This is a genomic window from Streptomyces sp. NPDC091649 (assembly GCF_044756785.1).
GTDB lineage: Bacteria > Actinomycetota > Actinomycetes > Streptomycetales > Streptomycetaceae > Streptomyces.
The window spans coordinates 156444-177654 of record NZ_JBIVTR010000008.1 but is presented as its reverse complement, the minus strand read 5'-3'; the positions used below and the strand labels follow the sequence as shown (position 1 = coordinate 177654).

Here is a 21211-nt window from a genome sequence, read left to right as displayed (position 1 = left end):
ATCCCCTCACCTCAGCAGTTCACCTCAGTGTTGCCTCTCCATCGTCGCACCATCCTGCGGTTCGGGTGGCCAGAGTTCACCAGCGAGGCCGTCCACCACTGCGCCGAGTGAGCACCATCACGCCCGATATCACCCCATACCGGATACGTTCCACCCCTCGCCGCCGGTCCGTCAAGGCCGCGGGGCGAGGCCGCCGAGGGCGTAGTCGACGATCGCGTCGGCGTACGCGTGGGTGAGCGGGAGGGTCCGGAGCAGCCAGCGGTGGGTGAGTGGCGCGATCAGGAGCTCCAGCGCGATACGCGGGTCGGCGTCCGCGCGCAGGTGCCCGGACTCCTGCGCGGCCCGCAGGCGTGTGACGTACAACGCGAGCTGCGGGTCGAGCAGCTTCTCGACGAATTCGGCGCCCAGTTCGGCGTCGACGATGCCCTCGGCGGTCAGGGCCCGGGTGGGGGCCTCCATCAGCGGGTCGTTCAGCTCGTCGACCGTGGCGCGCAGGACGAGCTTGAGGTCGGCGGCCAGGTCCCCGGTGTCGGGGATGCCGTACTCGGCGCCGCCCGCCTGCGGGCCCGCCTCCTCGGCGGCCCGGGCCGCCAGGTCCAGGAAGGCTTCCATCAGCACGGCGGCCTTGGAGGGCCACCAGCGGTAGATGGTCTGCTTGCCGACCCCGGCGCGGGCGGCGATGCCCTCGATCGTCGTGCGCCGGTAGCCGACCTCTCCGACGAGGGCGAGGGCGGCATCGTGGATCGCGCGGCGGGAGCGGTCGTTGCGTCGGCTGGAGTCGGGTGCCTTGGTGGGTGCCATGCGGCCAATCTAACGCCGCGATCCGAAACGTATCGTCTTGTGGTCTTCCCTGACGCCTCGCGGCGGGCTGCCCCGGCCGACCGGGCGTCCCGCCGGTGTCCGCGGCCGGACGGTCCGGTGAACCACCCGATCGGATCACTGCGGATACGGCGCTTACGGCGCACCATGGGCTCACGCACAGACCGTGCGCGTCCCACCGTTCCGCGGCCCCAGACCGCCGTTCGCGAGGAGCCCGAGTTGAACCGTGACGCCACCCCTCGTCGCTACCTGATGTGCGCCCCGGCGCATTTCCGGGTCACCTACTCCATCAACCCGTGGATGGACCCGTCAAAACCCGTCGACCTGCCGCTGGCCCAGACCCAGTGGGAGGACCTGCGCGACCGCTACCGCGCCCTCGGCCACACAGTCGAGCTGCTCACTCCCCGCCCCGACCTGCCCGACATGGTCTTCGCCGCCAACGGCGCCACGGTGATCGGCGGCCGGGTGCTCGGCGCGCTGTTCGCCTACCGGGAGCGGTTCGAGGAGGCCGGAGCCCACCGGGACTGGTTCCGGGAGAACGGCTTCACCGAGGTCCATGAGCCGGAGCACGTGAACGAGGGTGAGGGGGACTTCGCCGTCACCGCCTCGTATCTGCTGGCCGGGCGCGGCTTCCGCTCCAGCCCGCTCTCGCACGCCGAGGCCCAGGAGTTCTTCGGGCTGCCGGTGGTCGGGCTCGATCTGGTGGACCCGCGCTACTACCACCTGGACACCGCGCTGTGCGTGCTGGACGCGGCGGCCGACGAGATCATGTACTACCCGGACGCCTTCTCCCCCGGCAGCCGGGCGGTGCTGCGCCGGCTGTTCCCGGACGCGCTGCTCGCCCGCGAGGCGGACGCCGCGGCGTTCGGCCTCAACTCGGTCAGCGACGGCCGCCACGTCCTGCTGCCGCAGGGGGCGACGGGGCTCCTGGACCCGCTGCGGGACCGGGGCTTCGAGCCGGTCCCGATGGACCTGGGCGAGCTGCTCAAGGGCGGCGGCAGTGTGAAGTGCTGCACCCAGGAGCTGCGGGGTTAGGGCCTGTCGCCCGGCCCGTGCCGGGCTCGCGGGGTCCGGCTTCGTCAGTCCGTGCTCTCCGGCGGCCAGGGATCGCCCCAGGCGACGTCCCTGGCCGCCCGGTACAGCCCGCCGTGGCGCTTGGTGACCGTGGAGCGGGCCAGGCCGTCGTCGCGGGTGCACAGCTCCAGCAGCACCTGCCCCTTGCGGATCTGCGGCCTGCGGATGACCCGGGCGGCAGCCGGAGCGGTGGGGAAGCGGGTGGCGACGACGTAGGCGAACTTCTCGTCCTCGTGGCTCAGCGAACCACCCTTGACCTGCCGGTGCAGCGAGGAGCGGCTGACCCGGGCCGAGAAGTGGCACCAGTCGGTCCCGGGGGCGATCGGGCAGGCGTCGCTGTGCGGGCAGGGGGCCGCGACGCGCAGCCCGGCGGCGACCAGCCGGTCGCGCGCCTCGATGATGCGGGCGTATCCGTCGGGAGTGCCGGGCTCCACGATCACCACCGCCTGCCCGGCCGACGCCGCGGCGTCGACGAGCTCGGCCCTGGCCCCGGCGGTCAGCTCCTTGAGGACGTAGCTGACGGTGACCAGGTCCACCGGGGCCAGTTCCAGCGCGGCCCCGATCCGCGCCTTCTCCCAGCGGGCGTCACGCAGACCCGGCGCTCCGGACGCCTCGGCCAGTTCGCGGCCGAGCGCGAGGGCCGGTTCGGCCCAGTCGAGGACGGTGGTCCGCGGGCCCTCCCAGGCTCCGGCCACCGCCCAGCTCGCCGCGCCCGTGCCGCCGCCGACGTCGGTGTGGGTGGCGGGCGTCCAGTCGGGCGCGGCTTCCACCAGGGCGTCGAGGGCGGACCGTACGGCTTCGAACGTGGCGGGCATCCGGTACGCGGCGTACGCGACGACGTCGGAACGGTCCCGCAGGATCGGGGCGTCGGTGGGGGTCTCCCCGCGGTAGCTGGCGATCAGCCGGTCGACGGCCTGCGCGGCCTGCTTGGGCGGCAGGCCGTCGAGCAGCCCGGCCAGTGCCGCGCGCAGGGACTGTGCGGTGGGGAGAGTGACGTTCACCGCCGAATTGTAGGGCGGCGACGCCCCGCAGGACGCATTCCGCTCGGCCCGGACGGCGGGGCACGGGGAGGCCGCTCGGGACCGCGCGGCGGGCTCCCGTGACCGGTACGGAACGGGAATCGAACGAACTCCACTGCGTCTCGGGGCTGTTGCTACGCTGACCCGCGCGTGGACGGCACCGGATCACCAGGGCAGGCCCAGCGGGGGAGCCATGAGACAGAAGATCGTGCGGCTGGCCCTGGTCGGCGGGGTGGTCTTCCTCGCCCTGCTCCTGCTGCTGGCCACCTGCGGCGGCGGTCCCGGCGACGGCGGCACGCGGGACGGCGCGGCCCCCGGGACGGCGAGGCCGGTGCTGCCGGGAGCGGGTCCGGTGACCCGGCTGACCGTCCCGCCGCAGTACACGACGGACCGGGGCTGGGAGATCATCGGCGCCTCCCCCGACGTCGCCGTCTCCCACGCGACGGGCCTGCTGGCCTATCTGGAGCGGCCCGACGCGAACCGCTACCGGCTGCGCACGGTCGACACCGCCACCGGCGAGCTGGGCTGGCGGGGCCGGGCCTGGCGGCCGCCGGACACGCTGAACTACCCCAAGCTCGCCACGGTGACCAAGGGCGACCGGCAGTTCTTCGTGACCTGGTCCTACGGGAAGGCCGGCGACGGGCTGTCACCGGCGAGCACCTTCCTGTCGCTCGATCTGTACGACGTCACGAACGGCAACCGGCGGCGCGTCGAGGTGCCGTGGTCGGGGGCCCCGGACGTCCATACGACCGGACCGGACATCGTGATCAGCGACGCGGAGGCGAACAGCACCCTGGTCGACCCGGTCACCGGTGAGGTCTCCGAACTGAGCGCGGACGAGCTGGAATACCCCAAGGGCTGTGGGGCCTGCGAACAGCTCACCGAGGTGCACGGCCAGGCCGCCGAGGGGCTGCTGCTGGGCGGAGCGCGGGAGTTCTGGGTGCGCGGCGGCTGGTTCAGCCGGAACGTCGCGCCCAAGGGCGCCGACCGGGGCAGCGGCGTGGTGACGTCGGTGACCCCGGCGCAGGTGCTGGCGAAGTGGACGCCCGCCAGGAAGACCGGGCGCGCGACGACCCACGAGCTGTGGGCGGTGCACGACGCGGCGACCGGCGAGGTGCTCACGTCCGTGGAGTGCCACAAGCCCGCCATAAAGCCCGGGCACCACCCGCAGGCGGTCCTCTCCCCTTCGGGCGACTACCTGATCGCCGGGAACCTGGCCTTCGACCTGGCGGCGAAGAAGGGCCACTGCTTCGAGGACGAGGACGGCGCCGCCCGTCTGACGCTGGCCACGGTGACGGACGACGGCATCGCGTACGGGGCCGAGAACGCTCGCGACGCCCTGGAGGCGCTGTCCGGCGGCGGGCTCCCGGTCTCGATGGACTTCGCCGGCTGGACCACCGACCGGCTCGCGCGCGACGTGCGGCTCCCGGAGACGGAGACGACAGGGGTCGGGGTGTTCCGGTGGACCGACCGGAAGGACCGCACGCGTCTGATCGGCTACCCGCGCGCCCGCTGAACCGGCGGCGGGCGGCGGGTCCGGCTCAGAGGCCGCCGGCCTCGCGTCCCGCACGCTGCCAGGGGCGGCACAGGAGCAGGAAGCAGGCCACCGCCGCCAGGGCGCAGACCACCTGGACGAGAGCCATCGGGACGGCCGTGTCCTCCCCCGCGATGCCGACCAGCGGGGAGGCGACGGCGCCGATGAGGAACGAGGACGTGCCGAGCAGCGCGGAGGCGGAGCCCGCCGCGTGCTTGGTGCGCATCAGGGCCTGGGCGTTGGTGTTCGGCATCGCCAGACCCATCGCCGACATCAGCACGAAGAGCCCGGCGGCGACCGGCAGGAGGCCGACCTCGCCGAAGACGCCGGTCGTCATGAGCAGCAGCGCGACGGCGGCCAGCACGATCACCGCGAGGCCGAAGCCGAGCACCTTGTCGAGGCTGACCCGGCCCACGAGCAGCTTGCCGTTGATCTGCCCGACGGTGATCAGGCCGATCGAGTTGAGCCCGAAGAGCAGGCTGAAGGTCTGCGGCGAGGCCCCGTAGATCTCCTGCACGACGAACGGGGAGGCGGAGATGTAGGCGAACAGGACGGCGAAGGCGAGGCCGCCCGCGACCATGTAGCCGGTGAAGACCCGGTCGGCGAGCAGTCCGCGCATGGTGCGCAGGGCGTCGGCGACGCCGCCGGTGTGGCGGTCGGCGGGCGGCAGCGTCTCGTGCAGCCACTTGGCCACGACCAGGGTGAGCGCGATGCCGACGACGGTCAGCACGGCGAAGATGCCCCGCCAGTCGGTGATCCGCAGGACCTGCCCGCCGATCACCGGCGCGATGACCGGGGCGACGCCGGAGATCAGCATCAGGGTGGAGAAGAACCGGGCCATCTCCACGCCGTCGTAGAGGTCGCGCACGACGGCCCGCGCGATCACGATGCCGGCCGCGCCCGCGAGTCCCTGGAGGAGGCGGAAGCCGATGAGGAGTTCGGCGGTGGGGGCCAAGGCGCAGATCGCGGTGGCGAGGACGTAGACGACCATGCCGAGGAGCAGCGGCTTCCGGCGGCCCCAGCGGTCGCTCATCGGTCCGACGACGAGCTGGCCGAGTGCCATGCCGGCCAGGCACGCGGTCAGGGTGAGCTGGACGGTGGCGGCGGGGGCGCTCAGGGAGTCGGTGACGGCGGGGAGCGCCGGGAGGTACATGTCCATGGACAGCGGCGGCAGGGCGGTGAGTCCGCCGAGGACCAGGGTGACCAGGAGCCCGGTGCGCCGGGCGGCCTTCGCCGCCGGGCCGGGGAGGCCGGCGGGGGCGGTGACCTGCCCGGCGGCCGGGTCGACGGAGAGGGCGCCCGCGTCCCCGTGCGGGATCGGCCGGTCCTCGGCCTCGGTCCCCGTCCCGGCTCCGGTGGTGGGTATGTGTGCGCGCTGGGCCCGGCTGCCGCCGCTGTCCGGCATTCTCTTCTCCACATCGTTGAATCCGCATCTATGCTCTCAGCTCGGCCGGAGTGGTCGATACCTTTTTCGGGCGGACTGGGGTGGCGGGCAATGGGTGAGACGGTGCGCTGGGGTGTTCTGGCGACGGGCGGCATAGCCGCGACGTTCACGGCGGACGTACAGGGGCTTCCCGGCGCCGAGGTGGTGGCGGTGGCCTCGCGGACGGAGTCCTCGGCGCGGGCCTTCGCCGAACGGCACGGGATCGGGCGGGCCTACGGCAGCTGGGCGGAGCTGGTCGCCGACGACACGGTGGACGTGGTGTACGTGGCCACCCCGCACTCGGCGCACCACGCGGCGGCCGGGCTGGCGCTGCGGGCCGGAAAGCACGTGCTGTGCGAGAAGGCGTTCACACTCAACAGCCGGGAGGCGAAGGAGCTGGTGGCGCTCGCCCGGGACCGCGGCCTCTTCCTGATGGAGGCCATGTGGACCTATCTCAACCCGGTGGTGCGCCGACTCACCGAGCTGGTCCGGGACGGGGCGATCGGTGAGATCCGCACCGTTCAGGCGGACTTCGGCTTCGCGGGTGACATCGCTCCCGGTCACCGGCTGCGCGATCCGGACCTGGGCGGCGGGGCGCTGCTGGACCTCGGGGTCTATCCGGTGTCGTTCGCTCAGCTGCTGCTGGGCGAACCGGACCGGGTGCGGGCGGACGCGCTGCTGTCGCCGGAGGGCGTCGACCTGAACACGGGGATGCTGCTGGGCTGGGACTCCGGCGCGACGGCGCTGCTCTCGTGCTCGATCGTCGGCCACCATCCGACGGCGGCCACCGTGATCGGTACCGCCGGGCGGATCGACATCCCCCGGGACTTCTTCCACCCGGACCACGCCGTCCTGCGGCGGGCGGGCCGGGAACCGGAGACGATCACCTCGGGCCCGGGGCCGCAGGGGCTCTCGGGCATGCAGTACGAGGCCGCCGAGGTGATGCGCGCCGTGCGGGCGGGCGAGAGCGAGTCCCCGCTCGTCCCGCTGGAGGGTTCGCTCGCGGTGATGCGGACGCTCGACGCGGTACGGGACCGCATCGGCGTCCGCTACCCGGCGGACCGCTGACGCCTGCGCCGCGCTAGACGGGCGTGAGTCCGGGGTTTCCGGCCTCGGTGACGAAGGAGGCCGCCGTGGCGAGCGGCGCGTCCGGAACCGTGACGGCCGCCACCGTACGGAAGTCGGCGCGGGCCTCCGTCGCCCCGAGAGTGACGAGGGCGTAGCCGCGCCGCCCGTTGTAGTGCTTGAGGTGCGGGTTGGCGCGGGTCTGGTTGTCCCAGTTGGCGGGCCGGTCCGCGCCGTCCTTGCCGCTGCTGACGGAGGTGGTGACGATCTCCGTGCCGACGGTGCGGGAGGAGGGGTCGTCGAAGTCCTTCTTCAGGTCGAAGGCGTAGGAGACGTGGACGTCGCCGGTGAGGACCATCAGGTTGTCCACGCCGGCGGCCTCGGCCCCGGCCAGCACCCGCTGCCGGGAGGCCGGGTAGCCGTCCCATGAGTCCATGGACAGCTTGAAGGCGTCGGTGGGCACATTGCGCCGCTGGGCGAAGGCCACCTGCTGCGGGACGACGTTCCAGGTGGCGTCCGACGCCTGCCAGCCGTCGAGCAGCCAGCGCTCCTGGGCGGCCCCGGTCATGGTGCGCGCGGGGTCCTCGGACTCGGGCCCCGGGGTGCGCCACCCGTCGCCGTACGCCTGGTCGCTGCGGTACTGGCGGGTGTCGAGGATGTCGAACTGGGCGAGGCGCCCGAACGCCAGGCGGCGGTAGAGCCGCATGTCGGGTCCGGTGGGGCGCTGCGGGGTGCGCAGCGGCTGGTTCTCCCAGTACGCGCGGTAGGCGGCGGCGCGGCGCAGCAGGAACTCCTCGGGCGGCACGTCGTTCTCGGGGGTGCCGCCCGCGTAGTTGTTCTCGGTCTCGTGGTCGTCCCAGGTGACGACGAAGGGGTGGGCGGCGTGGGCGGCGCGCAGGTCCGGGTCGGACTTGTAGAGGGCGTAGCGCAGCCGGTAGTCCTCCAGGGTGACCGTCTCCCGGTTGAAGTGCGCGGGGAGCTCCCGGTCGGTGTAGGCGCGGGCCCCGCCGGTCGCGGAGACGGCGTACTCGTAGAGGTAGTCGCCGAGGTGGAACACGACGTCGACGTCCTCGGCGGCGAGGTGGCGGTGGGCGGTGAAGTACCCGTCGTGGTACGCCTGGCAGGAGACGGCGGCCAGGGTCAGGGAGGCGACGCGGGCCCCGGCGGCGGGGGCGGTGCGGGTGCGGCCGGCCGGGCTGGTCCAGCTGCCGGTGCGGAAGCGGTAGTAGTACACCCGTCCGGAGTCGAGGCCCTGGACCTCGGCGCGGACGCTGTGGGCGAACTCGGGGTGGGCGGTGACCGTTCCGCGCCGTTCGACGCGGCGGAAACGCTCGTCGCGGGCCACCTCCCAGCGCACCTCGACCCGGCCGCGCGGCAGTCCGCCGCCCGGTTCGAAGGGGCGGGGGGCGAGCCGGGTCCAGATCAGGACGGACTCGGGGTGCGGGTCGCCGGAGGCGACGCCGAGGGTGAAGGGGTCCTCGGCGATCCGCCGGGCGTCGAGTTCGGCGGCGCTCGCCGTGCCGGCGGCGGGCAGGTTCACCGCGAACGCCAGCGCGGCGGCGGCTCCGGTGGTGGTCAGGAAGCGCCTGCGGCCCACACCCGGTTCCAGTAACCGGGCGGCGGTGCGGAGCTCGGCCGCCCGGGTGTCCTGATCGGGCGTCATGATGGTCTGCGCGGATGTCATATGCCCCTCCTTTTGCCCGGATGCTGTCTGTCTTCATGGCAGTCGCGCGCGACGACGCACCGTTGTCGCGTGCACAACATCCGCATGGCGGGTCGATGAGCACCGCGTGCCCGGCCCGCCGGCCCCTCCCGTACGCTGCCGGGCCATGAACACTGAGCAGACAGGCCGGAAGGCCGCCGTCGTGACGGGTGCGGGATCAGGGATCGGGCGGGCCGTCGCGCTCGCCCTCGCGAGCGCGGGCTGGTCGCTCGCGCTCGCGGGCCGGCGGGCGGAGCCGCTGGCGGAGACGGCGGCCGCCGCCGGGGCCCCGGAGGCGCTGTGCGTCACCGCGGACGTCGGCGACCCCGAGGAGGTCGGCGCGCTCTTCGCCGCCGTGCGGGCCCGCTTCGGACGGCTGGACCTGCTGTTCAACAACGCGGGCACGTTCGGCCCCGGCGGCGTGCCGGTGGAGGACCTCTCCGTCGAGGACTGGCGGGCGGTGGTGGACGTGAACCTCACGGGCGCGTTCCTGTGCGCGCAGGCGGCGTACCGGCTGATGAAGGAGCAGGACCCGCAGGGTGGTCGGATCATCAACAACGGCTCGATCTCCGCCCACGCGCCCCGCCCGCACTCGATCGCGTACACCGCGACCAAGCACGCGATGACCGGGCTGACGAAGTCGCTGTCGCTGGACGGCCGCCCCTACCGGATCGCCTGCGGACAGATCGACATCGGCAACGCGGCGACGGAGATGACCGAGCGGATGCGGACGGGAATCCCGCAGGCCAACGGGGAACTGGCGGTGGAGCCGGTGATGGCGGCGTCCGACGTGGCGCGGACGGTGCTGCACATGGCGGAACTGCCGTTGGAGGCGAACGTCCAGTTCGCCACGGTCCTGGCGACGAACATGCCGTACGTCGGACGGGGCTGACCGCACACGACCACGGGTGGCCGAACTCGTCGCCTCCTGCGGGGTTTGCGGGTGTCCTCCGTGAGGACCGGGCAAGCGCGTGCCGATCGGATGATCACATCCGATTACGCCTTCACCGGAACGCCGCGGAAAGCCGGTCAGGTCGGCGGGATGTCAGTCGCCGATGGTGACGGTGAAGGCTTCCCAGTCGAGGATCCGGTCGGTCCGGTACCGGGCGCCCAGGCGGTGGCCTGCCTCCTGGTTCTCTGCCGGATCGACGTAGCGGACGGAGGAGTCGTTCTCGTACTCGTCGCCTTCGTAGAGGTGGCGGGCGGCGCCTTGGGCGGTCGAACGGAAGGGGTACTCATCGCGGTCACTGCCCGCTGCCGGGGCGCCCGGGGCGTTCTCGTCGCGGTCCTCGGCACTCGCCGTGGGACGATCGGGAATGACGGGCGCGGCGGCACAGTTGGAATGCTGCATGACACCTGATCCCGGGACCCAGGTCCTGCGCTACACCGCCTTCTCCGCCGACCCCGCGGGGGGAAACCCCGCGGGCGTCGTCCTCGACGCCTCCGGGCTTGACGAGGCGGGGATGCTCGCCGTCGCGGCGGAACTGGGCTACAGCGAGTCGGCGTTCCTGACCGGGCGGACCGACGAAGGCGCGTACACGATCCGCTACTTCAGCCCCAAGGCCGAGGTGCCCTTCTGCGGCCACGCCACCGTCGCCACGGCACTCGCCCTGGCCGAACGGGACGGGCCCGGCGATCTGGAGTTCGCCACGCTCGCGGGCCGGGTGCCGGTCACCGTCTCACGGGAGGGCGGCGAACTCCGCGCCACCCTGACCAGCGTGGCGCCGCACGTCGAGCAGGTCGCCGCCTCGGACCTGGCGGAGGCGCTGGCGGCCCTGGACTGGCCGGCCGCCGATCTCGACCCGGCCCTGCCGCCCCGGACCGCCTACGCCGGGGCCCGGCACCTGGTGCTGGCCGCCGCCTCCCGCGCGCGGCTGGCGGACCTGGACTACGACTTCGCGCGGCTCGAAGCGCTGATGCACCGGCTGCGGCTGACCACCCTGCAACTGGTGTGGCGGGAGGGACCGGAGGTGTTCCACGTCCGCGACCCGTTCCCGGTGGGCGGGGTCGTCGAGGACCCGGCGACGGGCGCGGCGGCGGCGGCCTTCGGCGCGTACGCGCGTGAGCTGGGGCTCGTACCGGAGACGGCCGTGCTGACCCTCCACCAGGGGGCCGACATGGGCCGCCCCGGCACGCTCACCGTCGAGCTGCGCGCGGGCGACGCCCGGATCCGGGTCAGCGGGACGGGCGCCCGGATCGGCTGAGGCGCACCTGAGCCCCCCACGGCCTCCCGGAAGAGAGCGCGGGAAGGCCCTGGGCGCGAAGAGGCCGGAGGGCCGGAGGAGCAGCAGACGGCGGAGCGCCGCAGACGCCGGAGGACCGCAGAGGCCACGGAGGACGAGAGCGGGGCGCGAAACGCGGGAGGACGGCCTTTCAGCGGGTGGCGTCGCGCGCCGAGGAGACGTGGGCGTACCAGCGTTCCGCCTCCTCCGGATCGAGGGTGCGCTCCAGCAGGACGTCACCGCGCATGCCGGGGAGGAACCGGCCCGCGGGCCAGGACCGCCGGCAGGACGGCTCGTCCAGGACCAGCAGCCGGACGCCGTCGACCACGGGAATGTCGGCGGGCGCGCCCTCGTTCCCGATCTGCTCGCCGTCCGGGGCCACCAGGTCGAAGGAGCCCACGGTGTCCACCTGCCCGGGAGTCTCCCGGCAGACGGCCGCCTCCTGCGGCGACGGCGCACGGCCCTCCACATGGCCGCCGCCGATGAGCGCGTCGGCGAGCAGGGTGTGCAGCTGGAAGTTGTCCCCGATGCCGGAGATCCGCAGGAGGTAGCCGGTGCCGCTCGCCCGGTGGAGGGCGACGAGCGGTTCGTCGTCCAGCACCAGGAGGGCGTGGTCGAGGGACTTCAGCTCCATGCCGGAGGCCCGCTCCACCGCACCGAGCAGTCGCAGCGCCTCGCCCCGGGAGCCGGCCGCCCGCCGGACGCCGGGGTGGTTCAGCATCGCGACGGCGGCCATCTCCCACTGGGGAAGCGTCGACCAGCCGACGGCGGCGTCGAAACCGGCCCGCGCGACGAGCTCCGGGCCGGGCTCATGGCCCTTTGGGGCGGGAAACGCGCCGCCGCCGGTCGCGGCCCACGCCTCGGAGAACGCCTGCGCCTGCTCCAGGGCCGTCCGCAGCCCGGCCAGCACCCCCGGGGCGCAGCGCTCGGCGTCCGCGCCGCGCTCGACGCAGGCCCCGACGAGGACGGCGACGACGGCCCGCGGGCCGGGCGGCACCTGCTCCAGCACGGCGGCGAGCCTGGGCCCGCCGTCCAGCAGTTCCGGCTCCCTGGCCTCGCCGAAGGTCTCCTGCAACCGGACGAACGCCTTGCCGGACCGTTTGGCGTCGTGCGCCGTCACCGCGGCCTCGAAGTCCGCGACGGCGCCCCCGAACCCGGCTTTACCGAATATCATTCCAGCACTTTAACGAGGCCCCGTCGGATACCACGAAGCCGGTCACCCGCCAAGGGATTTCCGCGCCCCTCACCGCACGTACGCCCCTTCGCGCGCGGCGGCGACGGCGGCGGCGGCGGCCCGGTCGGCCGCCTCCTCGTCGAGCGGGGCGCCGCTGGCCAGCAGCCGGTAGTACAGGGGCGCCGACACCGCGGCGACCACCTCGCCCGGGTCCGTGCCCGCGGGCAGTTCGCCGCGATCGACGGCCGCCCCGACACAGCCGGACCACTCCCCGATCCGCACCGCGTAGAAGCGGTGCAGGGCATCGGCGGTCCGGCGGTCGCAGGTGGCGGCGGCGATGACGGCCGCGAAGAGGGGCCCCTGCCGGGGATCGGTCAGCGTACGGACCACGAGGCGGGCGTTGGCCCGGAGGTCTCCGGCCAGCGAGCCGGTGTCCGCGCGCGGCAGCGACCGCTCCGCCATGTCCGAGAGCAGATCGGCCACCAGCCCGGCCGGAGCGGACCAGCGCCGGTAGACGGTCGTCTTGCCGACCCCGGCCCGCCGGGCGACGTCGGCCAGGTCGAGGCCGTCGAAGCCGTGCTCGACCAGTGCGTCCCCGGCCGCACGCAGCACGGCCTCCCGTACCCGGGCGGTACGGCCGCCGGGGCGCACGGTGCCCGGCTCCACACCGTCGGCGTCGACACCTTCAGACGTCATAACGGGACTCCTGTTCCATTAGCAATCCTTCCCCTGCTACGGTGACGCCATCTTAACGGGACCACAGGACCGTTAAGTCATTCCGCACTCAGGAAGGCACCCCTGCCATGCCCACCACCCCCTCGGCCCCCTCGTCCACGGCCGCCACACCCGGCGGGCCGGCCGGCCCGGCCGTCGCCGGCCACGGCACTCCCGGCCCGCGCATGACGAGCCGCCAGAGGCTCGTCCTGGCCTTGTTGCTCGGTTCCCAGTTCATGATCGCGGTGGACTTCTCGATCCTGAACGTGGCCCTGCCCGTCGTCGGGGAGGGGCTCGGCTTCTCCCTCGCCCACCTCCAGTGGATCGCCACGTCCTTCGCACTCGCCGCGGCCGGATTCACGCTGCTCTTCGGCCGCGTCGCCGACCTCGTCGGCCGCAAGAACCTGTTCATCGGCGGCATGGCCGTCCTCGGACTCTCCTCCGCGCTCGGCGGCCTCGCCACCTCGCCCGAGGTCCTGCTCACCGCCCGGGTGCTCCAGGGCCTGGCCACCGCGGCCGTCACCCCCGCCGGACTCGCGCTGCTGACCACCGCCTTCGCGGAGGGCCCGTCGCGCGAACGGGCGCTGGGGCTCAACGGCGCCCTGATGTCGGCCGGATTCACCGCCGGAGCCATCCTCGGCGGCCTCCTGACGGACCTGCTCTCCTGGCGCTGGGCCTTCTTCATCAACGTACCGGTCGCCGCCCTGGTCGTGATTCTGGCCCCGTCCGTCATCACCGATTCCCGGCCGGAACGGCGGCCCCGGCTGGACGTGCCCGGCGCGGTCACCGTCACCGGCGGGCTGCTGCTGCTCGTCCTCGGGCTCACCCAGGCCGGCGAGACCGGCTGGACCGCCCCCACCACGCTGGCCGCCCTGGCCGCCGGCTCGACCCTCCTGATCGCCTTCGTCCGCATCGAGCAGCGGGCCGCCGCACCGCTCGTCCCGACGCACATCCTGAAGCGGCGGAGTGTCGTCTGGGGCAACACCGCCGGGCTGATCGCCTTCGCCACCGAAACCTCGCTGGTGTTCCTGCTCACCCTGTACCTCCAGGAAGTCCTCGGCTACTCCCCGCTGGCCACCGGCCTGGCGTTCGGCGTGCTGGGCGTCGGCACCGTCATCGGCGGGGTGCTCGGCGGGCGCGCGGTGGGCCGGTTCGGCAACCGGCGCGCCATCGTGCTGGGCGGGGCCGTCCAGGCCGTCGCCACCGTCTCCCTCGTTGCGCTCGGCACGTCCGGCACCTGGATCTGGCTTCTGCTGGCGGCGACCTTCGTCGGCGGCGTGGGCAACATGCTGATGATCGTCGGCTTCATGGTCACGGCCACCTCGGGCCTGCCCGACGCTGAGCAGGGACGGGCCACCGGGCTGGCGACGATGACCCAGCAGGTCGGCATCGCCCTCGGCATTCCGGTGATGAGCGCGATCGTCACCGCCCGGACGGGAGCCGCGAGCGGACCGGACGCGGTACTGTCCGGCGTCTCCACCGCCATCCTCGTGAACTCCGCCCTCGTCCTGGCCGGCGCACTGCTCGCCGGGTACTTCCTGGCGGAAGGGAAGCGGACGGCGGCGGACACGTGAGCCGGGGCGCGACCGGGGCCGGGACCGGGCCCCCAGTGGGCCGGGCTCCGGAAGCGGACTCCGAGGCCGCGAGCGGTGCGGGACCGAGAGCGGTGCCGGACCGGACAGGGCGCGGGACCGGAGGCGGTACGGGAACGGACGCGGCGCGGGAACGGCGACGGACGGGGCCGCGTGCGCCCCGCTGAACGCCGGCCGGCGTGCGGATGGCCGGGCGGCGACGGCGAACTGAACAGCGAGGCGTTACGATCGCGGGCATCGCAGCCGACCAGCAGCCGCACGGCAGCCGAGCCCAGGAGTACCGATCTTGTCCGCACCACGCATCGGCGTTTCCATCGTGACCATGGGGGACCGCCCGCAGGCGGTCGAGGCGCTGCTGGCGTCGGTCGCCATGCAGGACGTCCGGCCCACCCGGCTCGTGATCATCGGCAACGGCGCGACACTGCCGGACTTCACGGCGTTCCCCGGTCTGGAGGACCTCGACGGCGGGGTGACCACCATCGAGCTGCCGGAGAACCTCGGCTGCCCCGGCGGCCGGAACGCCGGTCTGCGCAGGCTCGCCGAGATCGGCGATGTGGACGTGGTGATCGAGCTCGACGACGACGGGCTACTGGTCGACAAGGACGTCTTCCGCCGGGTACGGGACCACTTCGCGGCCGACGACCGGCTCGGCATCGTCGGCTTCCGGATCGCCGACGAGCACGGCGAGACCCAGCGGCGGCACGTGCCCCGGCTGCGGGCGGGCGACCCGATGCGCGGCGGCCCGGTCACGGCCTTCCTCGGCGGCGGCCACGCGTTCTCCATGAAGATGCTGGAGCAGACGGGCCCGTGGCCCGCCGAGTTCTTCTTCACCCACGAGGAGACCGACCTCGCCTGGCGCGCCCTCGACGCGGGCTGGAAGGTGCTGTACGAGCCCGAGCTGCTGCTCCAGCACCCCAAGACGTCCCCGGCCCGGCACGCGGTCTACTACCGGATGACGGCCCGCAACCGCGTCTGGCTGGCCCGCCGCAACCTGCCCCTCCCCCTGGTCCCCGCCTACCTCGGCACCTGGACCCTGCTCACCCTCGCGCGCACCCGCGACGCGAAGGGGCTGCGCGCCTGGGCCGGCGGCTTCGCGGAGGGCGTACGGACCCCGTGCGGCGAGCGGCGCCCGATGCGCTGGTCGACGGTGTGGCAGATGACGCGGCTGGGCCGTCCGCCGGTCATCTGACCCGCCGCCGGGAGGCGGCGGGTCAGATGCGCCCCCGACCGCTTCGACGCGGACGCGACGCGTCATGCGGCGGCTCCCCCGGCCACCCTCGACGGCGAGAAGGGCACCGTCATGGGCCCCCGCGTCAGCCTCCTCGGACCGACTCGACCGGCGAGCCCTCCCCAGCCACCCAGCGATACAGCACGTCCGGCTCCATCTCCTCGTTGCGGGCGCCGTCGTCGAACGCGACGGCGGTGAACCCGTGCCGCTCGTAGAAGGCGCGGGCGGCGGCGTTGCGCTGGAACACGTACAGGTTCAGCGGCCCGTCGACCGCTCCGCGCACCTCCGCCAGCAGGCGGCTCCCGATCCCCTGCCGCAGCGAGCCGGGCCGCAGGTAGAGGTGGTCCAGCTCGTCGTCCCCGGCGAGCACGGCGAACCCCAGCAGGGCGCCGCCCGCCTCTTCGGCCACCCACACCGCGGTGCTGGTGGGCAGCACGACATGGGTGATCCACGCGAGAGTGTCCGCGTCGCTGTGAACCCGGGGCAGATACGGCATGGCGGCGGCCCGGGAGTCCAGGAAGACCCGCGTCACCGCCTCCGCGTCCTCGGCCGTCGCCCGGCGTATCCGTATCGCGCCCGGTGCCGTACTCCCGTCCGCGTACACGTTCTCCGCCACCCGCATCACTCCACACTTCAGGGCCGGTGCCCAGTCCGTGCGGGCCCGGAACGATGATCACGGACAGCAGACCACGCGGAGGGTCCCGTGCGCAGGCGAAATACGGTCGATCGCCGGGTGGCGGAGGACGTGGCGGCCTTGAGGGCCGTCCACGATTGCTGATCTACTACTGCGGTGCGGCCCGGCGGAGAAACGGCCAGGGGCACAGGGGGAGGAGCGCTTCGATGCACTGGATCTGGTGGCTGCTCATCATTTTCTGGACCGGCGGTTTCGCCTGGGCCGCCGACACCGCGCGTACCGCTCTGCGCAACAGGCACGAGCGGAAGCTGGAGCTGCTGGAGGCGGCGAAGCAGGAGCGGCTCGCGATCGAGACCGCGCACAAACCGCCGGAGCCGGTGTGCGGGTGCACCCACCATCTCGCCAAGCACGACAAGCGCGGCCGGTGCCACGAACAGGTCGAGGTGCCGACGGCCTGGGACGAGAACAAGAAGCCGCTGCGCTACGAGGCCGGCCAGTGCAACTGCCAGCAGTACGTGGGGCCGCAGCCGCTCTCCCAGGTGTACGCGGAGGAACTGACCGACCGCTGGCCGGCCGGGCCGCCGACTGCGGAAGGGCCTCCGAACGAGTGAGACGCCTGGACGCCCTTGGCGTGTGCCGGCAGACGAGTCGGGCTGTACGCCGGGTTCTGTCTCCCGGTCGCCTCGCGGCGGCCGGGGAGACGGCCATCCATCTAGGGCCGGCATTGCTGCCGGCCTCGTGCGGTCTACCCGTGAACTCGGGCGAGCAGCCCTCGAACGTTCACGCAGGGGCGTCCCGTTGCCGGGGCTCCCCCTTTTGACCTTGCTCCGGGTGGGGTTTACCTAGCCGCCTGAGTCACCTCAGGCGCTGGTGGTCTCTTACACCACCGTTTCACCCTTACCCGCGACCGAAGTCCCGGGCGGTCTGTTTTCTGTGGCACTGTCCCGCGGGTCACCCCGGGTGGCCGTTAGCCACCACCCTGCCCTGTGGAGCCCGGACGTTCCTCGGGAGGGTCCCGAAGGATCCTCACGCGGCCGTCCGCCCGGCTCGTCTGCCGTGATCACCATCCTACCGGGTACGGGCGGACGGCCCTGCCGGTCCCTCGGCCCCGGTCGCCGCCCGGCGGGCCCGGAGCTTGACCTTGTCGCGGCGTCAACGTTTCTACTGGCCGCACGCGTCTCGGAGAGATCGCCGCGCTCGTGGGAGTCACCTCCCGGACCGTCCGGCACTACCACCACATCGGCCTCCTGCCCGAGCCCGCCCGGCGGGCCAACGGCTATCGGGCGTACACCGTCCGCGATGCCGTACTGCCGGCCCGCATCCGGCGGCTCACGGAGATCGGGCTCTCCCTGGACGAGGTGCGGGACGTGCTCTCCGATGACGCGGGGCGGGAGCTGGCGGAGGTGCTCGGGGAGCTGGACGCCGATCTGGCACGCCAGGAGCGGGAGATCCACGAGCGGCGGCAGGTCCTGGCCGCGCTCCTGGAGGCTCCGCCCACGAGTTCGTGCGTCCGCTCGGCCGGCGCGGGAGCGCCAGGACGCTTCGCTTCCACGCCGACGACCCGCGGGCGGCGGTCGCCGCGCTCACGGCTCCCGGGCGGGCGTCGCCGTCTCCTCCCGGACCGGAGCGAACAGCACCGCCTTCGATGCCGGGCCTGCCCGGGTGAGCCGGACCCGCAGCCGCTCCCCCAGCGGCAGCGGGGCCGTGCCGCCCTCGATCCGGCCGACGATCGCCGGTTCTCGGAGGTGGACGGTGCCGGCGGAGGGGTCACGGTCCTCGACGTCGACGACGTACGCGTCGAAGAGCTCGCCCACGCGCCCCTCCAGCAACGCCGCCTCGACCAGGTCGACGGAGGCCCGCTCCACGGTGCCCGCGCGGCGCGTGCCCTCCGCCATCTCCTTCGGGAGGGCGGGGAGCGCTTCCCGTACCCACTCGGGGGGTCCCTTGCCGGCGGTCGCGGCGAGGCAGAGCTCGGACGCGTACCGGTCGACCAGGCGGCGCAGCGGTGCGGTGCAGTGCGTGTAGAGGTCGGCGACCGCCGCGTGCACGGCGGGCTCGGGGAGTTCGCCGTCGGCGAAGGCGGTGTAGCCCGCCCCGCGCAGCAGGGTGGTGCACTCCAGGAGGAACGCCGCGTGGTTGCCCTTCTCCGGGTCGAGGGAGCGGACGACCTCGGCGTACGGCACGTGGTGCGGCCAGTCGACGCGCAGGGCGTGGGCGGAGCGCCGCAGCCGGGCGACGGCTCCGTCCGGAGCGATCGGCAGGGTGCGCAGGATGCCGGTCCCGGTGTCGGCCATGAGGCGGGCGGCGGCCATGCCGGTGAGCAGGGAGAGCTGGGCGTTCCAGCTCTCGGCGGGGAGCGGGGCGCGGTAGGCGAGGCCGTAGGAGCCGTCCCGTTGGACGATCTCCTGTTCGGGGAGGTCGAGCGAGATGCCGCCCCGGGCCAGCTCCTGTTCCTCGCGCAGCCGCCCGATGTCCCGGAGCAGGGCGAGGGGTTCCTCGGCGGTGCCCGCGTCGATCCGCCGCTGGACGCCCGCGTAGTCGAGTTTCGCGCGGCTGCGGACCAGGGCCCGGCGTACGCCGGCGGCGACGGTAAGCCCGTCGCCGTCCAGGTCGATCCGCCACAGCGCGGCCGGGCGGGTCGCGCCGGGGAGGAGGCTGGCGGCGCCTTCGGACAGGACGGTGGGGTGGAGGGGGATGCGGTCGTCGGGGAAGTAGAGGGTGGTGGCGCGGCGGTGGGCCTCGGCGTCGAGCGCGCCGCCCGGCCGGAGATACGCGGCGATGTCCGCGATGGCGTAGTGCACCCGGAAGCCGTGGGGGCGGCGCTCCAGGTGCATCGCCTGGTCGAGGTCCGTGGAGGCGGGCGGATCGATGGTGAGGAACGGCAGGTCCGTGGCGTCCTCGTGGGCCGACAGGTCCGGGGCCCGCGCGCCCTCAGCCGCCTCCGCCAGCGCCTCGGGCGGGAAGGCGCCGGGCAGGTCCAGTTCGGTGCGCAGCGCCCGCAGGGCGGCCCCGAGCGAGCAGTCGGCTGCGCCGGTCATACGCAGGTGGCGGCGGGGCATGGACCGAGCGTAGGCCGGACGCGGGCGGGCGGCATCCGGGGCGGCATCCGCCCGGGCGGACCCGCCGCGGCCCGGCGTGCGGGGCCCGGCCGTCGCCGTGCGGGGAGCGCGGGGCCGTCGCCGTACGAGGGGAGCGGCGCGGGGCCCGTGCCGTACGGGGAGCGGCGCGGGCCCGTCGCCGTACCCTTGCCGAGGACCCGGGGGGCCCGCACGCCGTCCGGGTCCGTGCTTGTGCCGTACGTACGAAGGAGAACCGCCGTGCTCGTGCTGTTGCCGCCCTCCGAAGGAAAGGCCGCCTCGGGGCGCGGGGCTTCGCTGAAGCCGGAGTCGCTGTCGCTTCCCGGGCTCGCCCCGGCCCGCGCGGCGGTGCTGGAGGAGCTGGTGGAGCTGTGCCGGGCGGACGAGGAGAAGGCCCGCGAGGTCCTGGGTCTGAGCGTGGGGCTGCGGGGCGAGGTCGGCAAGAACGCCGAGCTGTGCACCGCGGGGACCCGTCCGGCCGGGGAGCTGTACACCGGCGTGCTCTACGACGCCCTCGGCCTGGCCTCGTTGGAGGCGGCCGCGCGGCAGCGGGCGGCCACCTCCCTGCTGGTCTTCTCCGGACTGTGGGGCGCGGTCCGGATCGGCGACCGGATCCCGCCGTACCGCTGCTCGATGGGGGTGAAGCTCCCCGGTCTCGGAGCGCTCGGCGCATACTGGCGGGCCCCGATGGAAACCGTGCTGCCCGAGGCCGCCGGGGACGGGCTCGTCCTGGACCTGCGGTCCGCCGCGTACACGGCGGCGTGGAAGCCGCGGGGCGAGGTAGCCGCGCGCACGGCGAGCGTGCGGGTGCTGCACTCCCGGCTGGTGGACGGGGTGGAGAAGCGGTCCGTGGTGAGCCACTTCAACAAGGCGACCAAGGGCCGGCTGGTGCGTGACCTGCTGCTGGCGGACGCGCGGCCCCAGGGCCCGGCGCAGTTGGTGGAGGCGTTGCGGGACCTCGGGTACGTCGTCGAGGCCGAGGCCCCCGCGCGGGCGGGGCGGCCGTGGTCGCTGGACGTGGTGGTGACCGAGATCCACTGACGGGCTCCGGAAGCAGCGGCCCGCACTGCCCCGGGAGCGAGGCGGCTCGGGAGCCCGCACTGCCCCGGAAGCGGCGCGGCGCGGCGGCTCGGGAGCGGCGCCCCCACACACGGTGACCCGGAAGCATCGCGTTGCGCCTCATGCAACGGTCGTTGCAGATCGCGCCTTGCTCCCGGCAGGATGGCCTCATGACCTCCTCTGCCGTTCCTTCCCTCCCGTCCGACGCCTCCGTGCTGGATCTCGCACCCGTCGTCCCCGTCGTCGTCCTGCACGACGCCGCCGACGCGGTGCCGCTGGCGCGGGCGCTGGTGGCGGGCGGGCTCCCCGCCATCGAGGTGACGCTGCGGACGCCGGCCGCGCTGGAGTCGATCCGGGCCATGGCCGCGGAGGTCCCGGGCGCGGTGGTCGGCGCGGGCACGGTGCTCTCGCCGCGGCACGTACGGGACACCGTCGACGCCGGGGCCCGGTTCCTGGTCAGTCCGGGGTGGACGGACGCGCTGCTCGACGCGATGAAGGCGTCCGGAGTGCCGTTCCTGCCGGGTGTCTCGACCACTTCCGAGGTGGTGGCTCTGCTGGAGCGCGGGGTGCGCGAGATGAAGTTCTTCCCGGCCGAGGCGGCGGGCGGCACGGCCTATCTGAAGGCCCTGTCCGCGCCGCTCCCCCAGGCCAGGTTCTGTCCGACCGGCGGCATCTCGCTCGCCTCCGCACCGTCGTATCTCGCGCTGCCCAACGTCGGCTGCGTCGGCGGCAGCTGGATGGTCCCGGGCGACGCGGTGGCGGCGAAGGACTGGGACCGGGTGGCCCGCCTGGCGGCCGAGGCCGCGACGCTCGCCTCCTGATCGCGCGGGGACGGACGACCAGGAGCGGGAAGCGTCGTCGACGCGGGCCCGTCC

At 73.8% G+C, this 21211-nt stretch carries 19 protein-coding genes, 1 other RNA gene and 1 pseudogene; 11 read left to right on the top strand and 10 right to left on the bottom strand.

Going from position 1 to position 21211, the window contains the following annotated elements; genetic code table 11:
- Positions 1–171: 171 nt before the first annotated feature.
- Positions 172–801 carry a TetR/AcrR family transcriptional regulator gene (locus ACIQMU_RS16690; protein WP_352242372.1) on the bottom strand — a complete coding sequence of 210 codons (630 nt, stop codon included), beginning with the start codon at positions 799–801 and terminating at the stop codon, positions 172–174.
- A gap of 165 nt (positions 802–966) precedes the next feature.
- Here ACIQMU_RS16690 and ddaH point away from each other — a divergent pair, with 165 nt between their 5' ends.
- On the top strand, positions 967–1854 hold the full coding sequence (gene ddaH / locus ACIQMU_RS16685; RefSeq protein ID WP_356723598.1) for a dimethylargininase: 888 nt from the start codon (positions 967–969) through the stop codon (positions 1852–1854).
- Between the two features lie 44 nt (positions 1855–1898).
- Here the strand turns inward: ddaH and ACIQMU_RS16680 are convergent, their stop codons facing one another.
- Positions 1899–2894, bottom strand: a complete 996-nt coding sequence (locus ACIQMU_RS16680) for a small ribosomal subunit Rsm22 family protein (RefSeq protein WP_402689086.1) — start codon at positions 2892–2894, stop codon at positions 1899–1901.
- A 211-nt stretch (positions 2895–3105) separates the two neighbouring features.
- Between ACIQMU_RS16680 and ACIQMU_RS16675 the strand changes: the two genes are divergently transcribed.
- The gene (locus tag ACIQMU_RS16675; RefSeq protein ID WP_402689085.1) at positions 3106–4428 is read left to right on the top strand and encodes a hypothetical protein; all 1323 of its coding nucleotides are present in this window, start codon (positions 3106–3108) and stop codon (positions 4426–4428) included.
- Between the two features lie 25 nt (positions 4429–4453).
- Here the strand turns inward: ACIQMU_RS16675 and ACIQMU_RS16670 are convergent, their stop codons facing one another.
- Entirely contained in the window at positions 4454–5851 is a 1398-nt protein-coding gene (locus ACIQMU_RS16670) for a multidrug effflux MFS transporter (RefSeq protein WP_352242368.1), read from the bottom strand.
- A gap of 90 nt (positions 5852–5941) precedes the next feature.
- Between ACIQMU_RS16670 and ACIQMU_RS16665 the strand changes: the two genes are divergently transcribed.
- The gene (locus ACIQMU_RS16665; protein WP_352242367.1) at positions 5942–6937 is read left to right on the top strand and encodes a Gfo/Idh/MocA family oxidoreductase; all 996 of its coding nucleotides are present in this window, start codon (positions 5942–5944) and stop codon (positions 6935–6937) included.
- 13 nt (positions 6938–6950) lie between these two features.
- Here the strand turns inward: ACIQMU_RS16665 and ACIQMU_RS16660 are convergent, their stop codons facing one another.
- Positions 6951–8618, bottom strand: coding sequence for an alkaline phosphatase D family protein (locus tag ACIQMU_RS16660; RefSeq protein WP_352242366.1), 1668 nt, complete (start codon positions 8616–8618; stop codon positions 6951–6953).
- 145 nt (positions 8619–8763) lie between these two features.
- Here ACIQMU_RS16660 and ACIQMU_RS16655 point away from each other — a divergent pair, with 145 nt between their 5' ends.
- Complete coding sequence (locus ACIQMU_RS16655; RefSeq protein WP_352242365.1) at positions 8764–9528, top strand: SDR family oxidoreductase; 765 nt, start codon at positions 8764–8766, stop codon at positions 9526–9528.
- Between the two features lie 153 nt (positions 9529–9681).
- Here the strand turns inward: ACIQMU_RS16655 and ACIQMU_RS16650 are convergent, their stop codons facing one another.
- Positions 9682–9987 (bottom strand): hypothetical protein, encoded by a 306-nt coding sequence (locus ACIQMU_RS16650; protein WP_402689084.1) that lies wholly within the window; start codon positions 9985–9987, stop codon positions 9682–9684.
- Here ACIQMU_RS16650 and ACIQMU_RS16645 point away from each other — a divergent pair.
- Positions 9986–10840: a PhzF family phenazine biosynthesis protein gene (locus ACIQMU_RS16645; protein ID WP_402689083.1), complete on the top strand. Its 855-nt coding sequence runs from the start codon at positions 9986–9988 to the stop codon at positions 10838–10840. The two genes, ACIQMU_RS16650 and ACIQMU_RS16645, sit on opposite strands and share 2 nt — an antisense overlap.
- 169 nt (positions 10841–11009) lie before the next feature.
- Here the strand turns inward: ACIQMU_RS16645 and ACIQMU_RS16640 are convergent, their stop codons facing one another.
- Both ACIQMU_RS16640 and ACIQMU_RS16635 read right to left on the bottom strand, forming a co-directional pair.
- On the bottom strand, positions 11010–12032 hold the full coding sequence (locus tag ACIQMU_RS16640; protein ID WP_352242362.1) for a hypothetical protein: 1023 nt from the start codon (positions 12030–12032) through the stop codon (positions 11010–11012).
- A gap of 69 nt (positions 12033–12101) precedes the next feature.
- Positions 12102–12728: a TetR/AcrR family transcriptional regulator gene (locus ACIQMU_RS16635; protein ID WP_352242361.1), complete on the bottom strand. Its 627-nt coding sequence runs from the start codon at positions 12726–12728 to the stop codon at positions 12102–12104.
- Between the two features lie 107 nt (positions 12729–12835).
- Between ACIQMU_RS16635 and ACIQMU_RS16630 the strand changes: the two genes are divergently transcribed.
- Together ACIQMU_RS16630 and ACIQMU_RS16625 are read left to right on the top strand one after the other, a co-directional pair.
- Positions 12836–14320 carry an MFS transporter gene (locus tag ACIQMU_RS16630; RefSeq protein ID WP_402689082.1) on the top strand — a complete coding sequence of 495 codons (1485 nt, stop codon included), beginning with the start codon at positions 12836–12838 and terminating at the stop codon, positions 14318–14320.
- 304 nt (positions 14321–14624) lie between these two features.
- A complete protein-coding gene (locus ACIQMU_RS16625) occupies positions 14625–15527 on the top strand; it encodes a glycosyltransferase (protein WP_352242360.1) in 903 nt (300 codons plus the stop codon).
- A gap of 124 nt (positions 15528–15651) precedes the next feature.
- Here the strand turns inward: ACIQMU_RS16625 and ACIQMU_RS16620 are convergent, their stop codons facing one another.
- On the bottom strand, positions 15652–16188 hold the full coding sequence (locus ACIQMU_RS16620; RefSeq protein WP_402689081.1) for a GNAT family N-acetyltransferase: 537 nt from the start codon (positions 16186–16188) through the stop codon (positions 15652–15654).
- A 218-nt stretch (positions 16189–16406) separates the two neighbouring features.
- Between ACIQMU_RS16620 and ACIQMU_RS16615 the strand changes: the two genes are divergently transcribed.
- Positions 16407–16811, top strand: a complete 405-nt coding sequence (locus ACIQMU_RS16615) for a hypothetical protein (protein ID WP_402689080.1) — start codon at positions 16407–16409, stop codon at positions 16809–16811.
- A gap of 29 nt (positions 16812–16840) precedes the next feature.
- Here the strand turns inward: ACIQMU_RS16615 and rnpB are convergent.
- Positions 16841–17250, bottom strand: an RNA gene (gene rnpB, locus ACIQMU_RS16610) — RNase P RNA component class A.
- Between the two features lie 137 nt (positions 17251–17387).
- Here rnpB and ACIQMU_RS16605 point away from each other — a divergent pair.
- Positions 17388–17564: pseudogene (locus tag ACIQMU_RS16605) on the top strand (MerR family transcriptional regulator); the annotation flags it as partial.
- Between the two features lie 219 nt (positions 17565–17783).
- On the opposite strand, the gene ACIQMU_RS16600 reads toward ACIQMU_RS16605, so the two are convergent.
- On the bottom strand, positions 17784–19259 hold the full coding sequence (locus ACIQMU_RS16600) for an RNB domain-containing ribonuclease (protein ID WP_402689079.1): 1476 nt from the start codon (positions 19257–19259) through the stop codon (positions 17784–17786).
- 258 nt (positions 19260–19517) lie between these two features.
- On the opposite strand from ACIQMU_RS16600, the gene yaaA reads away from it, so the two are divergent.
- Entirely contained in the window at positions 19518–20318 is an 801-nt protein-coding gene (gene yaaA, locus ACIQMU_RS16595; RefSeq protein ID WP_352242356.1) for a peroxide stress protein YaaA, read from the top strand.
- 188 nt (positions 20319–20506) lie between these two features.
- Positions 20507–21157, top strand: a complete 651-nt coding sequence (gene eda / locus ACIQMU_RS16590) for a bifunctional 4-hydroxy-2-oxoglutarate aldolase/2-dehydro-3-deoxy-phosphogluconate aldolase (RefSeq protein WP_352242355.1) — start codon at positions 20507–20509, stop codon at positions 21155–21157.
- Positions 21158–21211: the final 54 nt, after the last annotated feature.

Bases quoted from the DNA above. Each gene is read 5' to 3' on its own strand.
- ACIQMU_RS16690 (WP_352242372.1), bottom strand. From the start codon at position 801: ATGGCACCCACCAAGGCACCCGACTCCAGCCGACGCAACGACCGCTCC.
- ddaH (WP_356723598.1), top strand. From the start codon at position 967: ATGGGCTCACGCACAGACCGTGCGCGTCCCACCGTTCCGCGGCCCCAG.
- ACIQMU_RS16675 (WP_402689085.1), top strand. From the start codon at position 3,106: ATGAGACAGAAGATCGTGCGGCTGGCCCTGGTCGGCGGGGTGGTCTTC.
- ACIQMU_RS16670 (WP_352242368.1), bottom strand. From the start codon at position 5,851: ATGCCGGACAGCGGCGGCAGCCGGGCCCAGCGCGCACACATACCCACC.
- ACIQMU_RS16665 (WP_352242367.1), top strand. From the start codon at position 5,942: ATGGGTGAGACGGTGCGCTGGGGTGTTCTGGCGACGGGCGGCATAGCC.
- ACIQMU_RS16660 (WP_352242366.1), bottom strand. From the start codon at position 8,618: ATGACATCCGCGCAGACCATCATGACGCCCGATCAGGACACCCGGGCG.
- ACIQMU_RS16655 (WP_352242365.1), top strand. From the start codon at position 8,764: ATGAACACTGAGCAGACAGGCCGGAAGGCCGCCGTCGTGACGGGTGCG.
- ACIQMU_RS16645 (WP_402689083.1), top strand. From the start codon at position 9,986: ATGACACCTGATCCCGGGACCCAGGTCCTGCGCTACACCGCCTTCTCC.
- ACIQMU_RS16650 (WP_402689084.1), bottom strand. From the start codon at position 9,987: ATGCAGCATTCCAACTGTGCCGCCGCGCCCGTCATTCCCGATCGTCCC.
- ACIQMU_RS16640 (WP_352242362.1), bottom strand. From the start codon at position 12,032: ATGATATTCGGTAAAGCCGGGTTCGGGGGCGCCGTCGCGGACTTCGAG.
- ACIQMU_RS16635 (WP_352242361.1), bottom strand. From the start codon at position 12,728: ATGACGTCTGAAGGTGTCGACGCCGACGGTGTGGAGCCGGGCACCGTG.
- ACIQMU_RS16630 (WP_402689082.1), top strand. From the start codon at position 12,836: ATGCCCACCACCCCCTCGGCCCCCTCGTCCACGGCCGCCACACCCGGC.
- ACIQMU_RS16620 (WP_402689081.1), bottom strand. From the start codon at position 16,188: ATGCGGGTGGCGGAGAACGTGTACGCGGACGGGAGTACGGCACCGGGC.
- ACIQMU_RS16615 (WP_402689080.1), top strand. From the start codon at position 16,407: ATGCACTGGATCTGGTGGCTGCTCATCATTTTCTGGACCGGCGGTTTC.
- ACIQMU_RS16600 (WP_402689079.1), bottom strand. From the start codon at position 19,259: ATGCCCCGCCGCCACCTGCGTATGACCGGCGCAGCCGACTGCTCGCTC.
- eda (WP_352242355.1), top strand. From the start codon at position 20,507: ATGACCTCCTCTGCCGTTCCTTCCCTCCCGTCCGACGCCTCCGTGCTG.